The organism is Bathymodiolus platifrons methanotrophic gill symbiont (assembly GCF_002189065.1).
Classification (GTDB): Bacteria; Pseudomonadota; Gammaproteobacteria; order Methylococcales; family Methylomonadaceae; genus Methyloprofundus.
This window is the reverse complement of sequence record NZ_BDMN01000331.1, coordinates 1-6,513: the sequence shown is the minus strand read 5'-3', so window position 1 is coordinate 6,513 and position 6,513 is coordinate 1. Positions and strand designations below refer to the sequence as shown.

Annotated in this window: 6 protein-coding genes and 1 pseudogene; 5 read left to right on the top strand and 2 right to left on the bottom strand. The window is 39.4% G+C overall.

Annotation, left to right across the window (positions count from 1 at the left end; genetic code table 11):
* Positions 1-139 precede the first annotated feature (139 nt).
* Positions 140-784, bottom strand: a complete 645-nt coding sequence (locus CDZ78_RS16855; protein WP_087871031.1) for a hypothetical protein — start codon at positions 782-784, stop codon at positions 140-142.
* The gene (locus CDZ78_RS16850; protein ID WP_087871030.1) at positions 784-1,428 is read right to left on the bottom strand and encodes an AAA family ATPase; all 645 of its coding nucleotides are present in this window, start codon (positions 1,426-1,428) and stop codon (positions 784-786) included. The genes CDZ78_RS16855 and CDZ78_RS16850 overlap by 1 nt, the downstream gene beginning before the upstream one ends.
* 656 nt (positions 1,429-2,084) lie before the next feature.
* Between CDZ78_RS16850 and CDZ78_RS16840 the strand changes: the two genes are divergently transcribed.
* From CDZ78_RS16840 to CDZ78_RS16825, 5 genes and pseudogenes are all read left to right on the top strand, one after another.
* Entirely contained in the window at positions 2,085-2,669 is a 585-nt protein-coding gene (locus CDZ78_RS16840) for a helix-turn-helix domain-containing protein (protein WP_167374367.1), read from the top strand.
* Between the two features lie 102 nt (positions 2,670-2,771).
* Positions 2,772-3,017 (top strand): hypothetical protein, encoded by a 246-nt coding sequence (locus CDZ78_RS16835; protein WP_140414147.1) that lies wholly within the window; start codon positions 2,772-2,774, stop codon positions 3,015-3,017.
* 127 nt (positions 3,018-3,144) lie between these two features.
* Positions 3,145-4,092 carry a VapE domain-containing protein gene (locus CDZ78_RS16830; RefSeq protein ID WP_087871026.1) on the top strand — a complete coding sequence of 316 codons (948 nt, stop codon included), beginning with the start codon at positions 3,145-3,147 and terminating at the stop codon, positions 4,090-4,092.
* Positions 4,093-5,350: 1,258 nt separating this feature from the next.
* The gene (locus tag CDZ78_RS22270; RefSeq protein ID WP_167374366.1) at positions 5,351-5,527 is read left to right on the top strand and encodes a hypothetical protein; all 177 of its coding nucleotides are present in this window, start codon (positions 5,351-5,353) and stop codon (positions 5,525-5,527) included.
* Positions 5,528-5,952: 425 nt separating this feature from the next.
* Positions 5,953-6,192 (top strand): annotated as a pseudogene (locus CDZ78_RS16825) (type I restriction enzyme endonuclease domain-containing protein); the annotation flags it as partial.
* Positions 6,193-6,513 lie beyond the last annotated feature (321 nt).

Below are 6,513 nucleotides of genomic sequence, written 5' to 3'. Positions count from 1 at the left end.
AATGTTGGTGACAGGAGTCCCAGAATGTTGTGAGGTAGCATGGCGCGCCTATTCTCACTGATTGAGTCATACCATCCACTACGCGAATATCAGACACCTTTAAAGCTCAGCGCACCTTTTACTCTCTGGGTATATCGTTCTATCTAATTTTTAATATACGTAATGCTTCTTCAAGAACCGCCGTAATAAACGCGTCTGACTTACCTATGAAAGTTTTTTCTAAAAGGTTAGAGACAAAAGCAAGAACATCATTATCTAACTTACTGTTATTTTTGTTTTTCTTTGTTTTAACCGTCTTACTAAGGTTGCTTTTATATCCATTGATAATTTCTTTAATTTCTTCTAGTTTGAGATCTTTTTCTTTTATATCATCATAAATTTTTGGAGCTATGTCTTTATTACCAGGGGCGGCCAAAAGGTATCCCGCAGATACAGGGATACCATCAAGCGATCTTCCTTCATTAAAAAATTTAGCTAGATTTATTAATTTACCTGTATTACTGCTGTTTAGTTCCGTAAAGTTTACGGAAAGCCATTTACCAAAATCTATGTTTGACTGGAACCTATTTCTAGCTTCAAGTAAAATTTGACCTTTGAATAACTGGCTTTGGTGATCTATATCATGATACCTACTCGCAAGTTCATCTAACGTTAAATCCTTTAACAACCCAGAATCAAATGGGTTCACTGAAGGTGGAATATAATTCTCCGAATTAGCAATAAATTCTTGAGTAGTTTCCGGGATTTCTCCAGCAATTGTTCTTGAAATTTTACCAATGGCCATTAAATTAACACCTCATTCATTAGCTCTATGAATTGAGAAACTGCTTTCTCATTTGATGTTTCTGTTACCCCTTGTCCAGTACAGCTAATATCTGCCCAAATTTTTCTTGTTGTAATAAACCCTCTAGCTAAAGATACATAGTCATATTTAGAAATTAGATCTGTAATTGCCTCTCTTGCTTCATCAGTATCTTTTATTCGTGGGTTGGAATTGACCCCAGTTAAAACAATAATTGCTTTAAGTTTTTCATTTTGAACCTTTGCTTCCTCTATAGACCTTAATGACTGATTTAATGTCATTAAACTTATATTAGAAGGAAATACAGGGATAATAACCACATCACTAACTAATAGAGCGTAACGCCCACTAACATCATTCTTTCCACCACAATCACAAATTAAATGGTCATATTTAGAAGATAACTCTTTCAACGATGAATAAACTGTTGACCCAGATTTCTCTACTGTAGGAACAGATACCAATGTTGGATCAGAGTCTCTATATTCCATCCAAATAACAGCAGATTTCTGTGAATCTAAATCACAAAGTAAAACATCCACCCCTTTATTTTTTAAATAAATAGCAGTAGAAACTGCCATACTGGTTTTGGTAGATGATTTTGTAGCAAAAATTGTAGTGATCATAACTATAAAAAATCGATGAAGTAAAAATTGGTGTAACTACTCAGCGTAATTTAAACTCATAACAGATTGATTTAAAATAATAATTAATGTATCTCTCTGAATTTTAGTCCAATTTTCACCCCTTTTTAAAGGTGAAAATGACTAAAGTCAGGTTAAATTAAAATATATCCATTTGATTTTAAAGTTAAAAAACACGCTGAGTAGTTACAAATTGGTTAACTCTAAGTGAGCCGTAATAATTGGATTTATCACTAGAATAAATGGCGATTATAAGTCGTTTTTTGATTAGTCAATCACCCTAATCTATGAATAGGTTTAACGCTAAAATACCACTTAATTATTAACGATGAGTTACGGAATAAAGTTTAATTCCCTATCCTTTTTTTAGGCTATGTCACCGTTAAGTATCTACTTTAATGCATCCTTCAGCCCAGCCATGACGCATGAAATAAAACCCGCATAAAAAGCCATTTTATATTTCAATACCTTCGCCAAAATGAAAATACACTCATTTTTATGAATTTTACAGCCTATAAGCGATTGATTTATATAGGTCTTAGATTCAACTAACAAGTGCAATTTATTTTTAAGAGACTGAGAGGGCCAGCTGATGTATAGTTCAGGCTTTTTCAATCCGACCAAAGATGAGGAAGCATATGAATCAATACAAGCAACTGACCGAAGGACAACGATACCAGATTTCAGCCTTATTGAAAGTAGAAACCCTTCAAAAAGACATAGCCCTAATTCTTGGCGTGTCACCGCCAACGATCAGCCGTGAACTTGACCGTAATACAGGGAAACGTGGATACCGCCCTAAACAAGCCCACATCAAGGCCGAGAGGCGTAGGCAAGCAACAGAAAGATCGATTAAAATGACCGTAGAGGTGGTCAATTTAATTGAAACCGGAATATCACTACAGCGTTATGATGCGGAACAAATAAAAGCCGCTATTGACTTTTTGCAAGCCAATTATCAAGAGGTACACGCCGCCGGGCTAGGCAATTTCAAGGCTGTTAATCGAAAGTTAGACACACGTACATTAGGACAATTTTTAAAGAGATTCGGGCTGAAACATAAGCGCGTAGGCAAAAACCTCGCCGGGAATTACCAGATAACTGAGGACTCATTAATTCAAATGCAGGATATTAATAAACGCCGTAAAGCAAAGAAAATCAGTGCCTTTAATCGGGCGGGGGGGTGGCATAACCACAAAGAACAAACAAAGATGGCTGCCTAAAAAAGGCATCGAAAGTTTCAGAACTAATATGAAGGGACAATAAAGATAGTCCCTAAAGACCGGACTTATGCCACTAGCCAAATGATAATATTTTATTCAGTTATGAGTTTATTACAGGGCAAGGGGATACAGCCCTCGTATTCATTGAAAAAGGGGACAGATAAACTGTTTATACAACACAACCTATTTATCTGTCCCCTTCCCCCGCAAACACGGGGGTATCACTACCCAGAGGAGCCAACACATGAGAAGCCAACAACACAACCCGAGGTTGGCTTGACTGAAGAGCAGCTTGCGAGTTATGCCTTTAAGAAGATTTGGGCAGGAGGTGAACTACAGCCTGCGTAGTAAACTCTAAAAATGGAATAGGTAGATGTTAAACCACCTATCTATTCCATCCTAATAAATGTGGAGGTATGAAAAGCGACAGAACTTAGATTAATAAATAAATTAACACTGCAAAGGATATAGAGAAATGGACAAAAAAACACCCCTGCTGCACCCCGGAGAACGTGGAGAACTTGAAGGGCTGATGAAACGCTTTGGCGTGGATGCCCGTTATGATGAAATGTTGAACGCACCTGCAATTAAAGGCGTTCCCGGCGTAGAAGGAAATGAATTGAAAGACTTGGTAGCGTACACCAAAGTTATTTGCAGGAACTACAAGCTTAGCAGGACGATTGTTGATGAACAATTAGAATCTATCATTGAAAGTAATGTTATTAATCCCGTTAGAGATTGGCTTACAGGCATTACACGCACCAAGACAAATAACCCAGTCCATGAACTTGTAGATAACTTGCCAGTGGAAGATAAGGAATGGGTTAAGGTCGCCATGTATAGATGGCTAATACAATGCTGTGCAGCCGCTGATATGGCAAAGCATGAAGGTAAGCATCCAGATGCTATCCCCAAATATGAATGTGTGCTGGTGCTAGGTGGAGATCAAGGACTCCATAAAACTTCATTTATTAAATACCTACTCCCTGCGGAACTTCATAAATACATAAAAGACTCTGTTCGCCTAGATACAAAAGACCGAGATTCTATGCTTAATATTCTTAGGTGCTGGATACCTGAACTTGCAGACCTAGACCCTGCGTTGAAGAAGAAAGGGCTGCCCGAGTTAAAAGGGTTTTTGGCAAAAGAGGTGGATGAAATAAGATTAACGTACGCTAGAAAACCTACAATCATACGTAGGCATGTATCGTGTATGACTTCTGTTGAGGGAGAATATCCACCCAAAGGTACTAGGTGGGATAGAAGATTTCTACCCGTTATTGCTAAAGGTCGGTTAGATTATCCTCGTGTTTATAATTTTGATTATACAGACTTGTGGGCGTTTATATGGGATGCCTATACACATGGGGGGAGCAATGGTGGCTTACGCCAGAAGAAGAGGCTCTACGTGCGGAAATCTTAGGCTATCCTGACAATAGGTCATTGAAAGATATGGTTTTGGAGTTGTTTGAGTTTACTGATGACAAAACGGATGAAGCACTTAGTAATAGAACAATTAAAATGACTAACTCCGAGATAATCAATGAGTTGCCTGAGAGTATAATAACTAACAGGTCGAACCAGATGGCTGTAAAAAAAAGTGTTAAAGGGTCTTAATGTGAAGCACAATAGGAGGACTTATTTTATGCCGCCTTTATGTAAAGCTGATAGCTCAATTCCTTAGAGTCAGATACCCCTGTATTTTCTTTATATAAGGGAATATGAAATATACCGGATATACGCTAAAAAAGTTACTTTCCCCTAGGGCTGAGAGTCTGCTAAATTAAAGGTCTGCTCAAATTGCTCTGATGAACAAGCGATTGGTTATATTATACAGTTTAAGGGATTGCAGTAATTAAACCCAAGCTCGGGGAGTCGCTATTTTTGCGAAAGCTTGTTTTGGGCATCCCAGCCCAAGCAAGCAGCAAAAACTTAACGCGACCACTTATGCCTCCGGCGGCCCCGATTCGTCCTCGTCACCTCGTCCCGACCCAACAAGGGGTCGGAACATAGGCTCCAAATGACTTGACGCCGTGTCGGATGGCCTTTTATTTTGTCTCCACCTTCGCTAACGCTCAGACTCCGACAAAATAACGGCCCTACGGCTATCGCGGACTAAAAATCATCACTTCGCTTAGGCTACGTTTCCCTGATTTTCAGCGAGGGAATCTATGGTTTCCCCAGCCATGATAATTTATCCTAATTGAGCAAGAAATTGATTTCATTCACGTTTAATAATTAGTTGAAATGAAGTCATACGCGTGTTGCCCCAGAACATGGTGTGTTTTTAAGCTGAGATGAATAAACGCTTGAGAGCTGTGGCTTTCCATGAACTGGATACTTCTGAAAATCCGCTGACCGTAGATGTTCAATAAAAAAAGCCCCAAGAAGGGCGGTCAAAGAGGGGTAACTATAAAACCCTAAATTGTAAATGTAATGTTTGCGTATAAATATCCATAGGTTGTACATGACAGTAACCCTAATCTTTGATTATAAAAGGATTATAGGTATAGTACAATCTATATTAGATTGTACACTAACGCTGCCAGCCATGGAGAGCGAACGCGAGGGCTGGTAGTCCCCAGAAGGCGTAGGGCCGTTGTTTTGTCGGAATCGTAGCGCTAGCGTAGGTGGAGACAAAATAAAAGGCATTCCGAAACGCCGTCCAGTCATTTGAGGGAGTGTTACGAAGCCAGCACCGAGTTTACGATGGTAGTGGCGAAGTGGCACGTACGCAGGACGTCTGGGGCGCCGAAGGCATTAGCGGTCGCGTTAAGTTTTTGCCGCTTGCTTGGGCTGGGATGCCCAAAACAAGCTTTCGCAAAAATAGCGACTCCCCGCATAGCGTTTTATTATGAAGTTTAAAAAGTTACTTCCTCCCTAGGGTAAAGAGTCCCCAGAATACTGTTGCTTGTTGCAATAAGCCAACCCTTTATTTTGGAATGGTTTACCGTTTAATCTTTGCTTTCTGTAACAGCTATAACAAACCACATACCCGCAATTAGTCAATCGCTTGTTGGGGAGCATGTAAGACCCTTAAAGGCCTACAAAAACCTTTAATGGTGTGTATGGGTAGGGTTAGCCGTTAAAGTGCCTTAAAAGCGATATAAAGCGCCTTAGCGAAGAGATGGCGCGCCCTGTTTACTGTGAGTTATCCTTTTTAAAGTACTCGGATTCAATTGTAAAAACATCAGGCGCGCCCAAGATAGAAGATTCCAGATACGATAAAAAAGTTACTTACCCTCAGGGCTAAGAGTCACCAGAATACGGTTCTGTCGCATAAAGTTCAGTTAGAGAGCTAAAAGATGAAACTTTAAAAAAGATTGCAGTTGAACTCACTGAAAAATTAAGAAAAAGTGTCACAATCGATTGGCGCAACAAAGAGAGTGTTAAAGCAACGATTAGGCGTGAAGTTAAGCGTATTCTTAGAAAATATAAATACCCGCCTGATAAGCAAGCTAAAGCCGTTGAATTGGTACTTGAGCAAGCAGCTGTGCTATCTGATAGTTGGACTTTAACGTAATCACAAAATATTAAAATAAATTTTATTAACTAATTTAATAAAATTGGACTATACTATAAAAAGGGTGGTTACAGGGGCTTAATTGCCGCACCCCGTTGCCGAAAGGTTAGTCCATGACTAGGAAACAACGACCTGCCCCGCATAGCGGCTGAGGCCTCGCACTTCGATGCGGGGCCGCTACCCTCTAGTAGCTTCTTTTGGTATATTTTTCCTTCTAGGTTTTTCTTTCGCATCCATTGCTAACTTAAAAATACTGTAACCTTTTTTATCTAGGTTCTGTCGCATAAATACCCCTTCCCAACGTTATCTGCTATCATAATT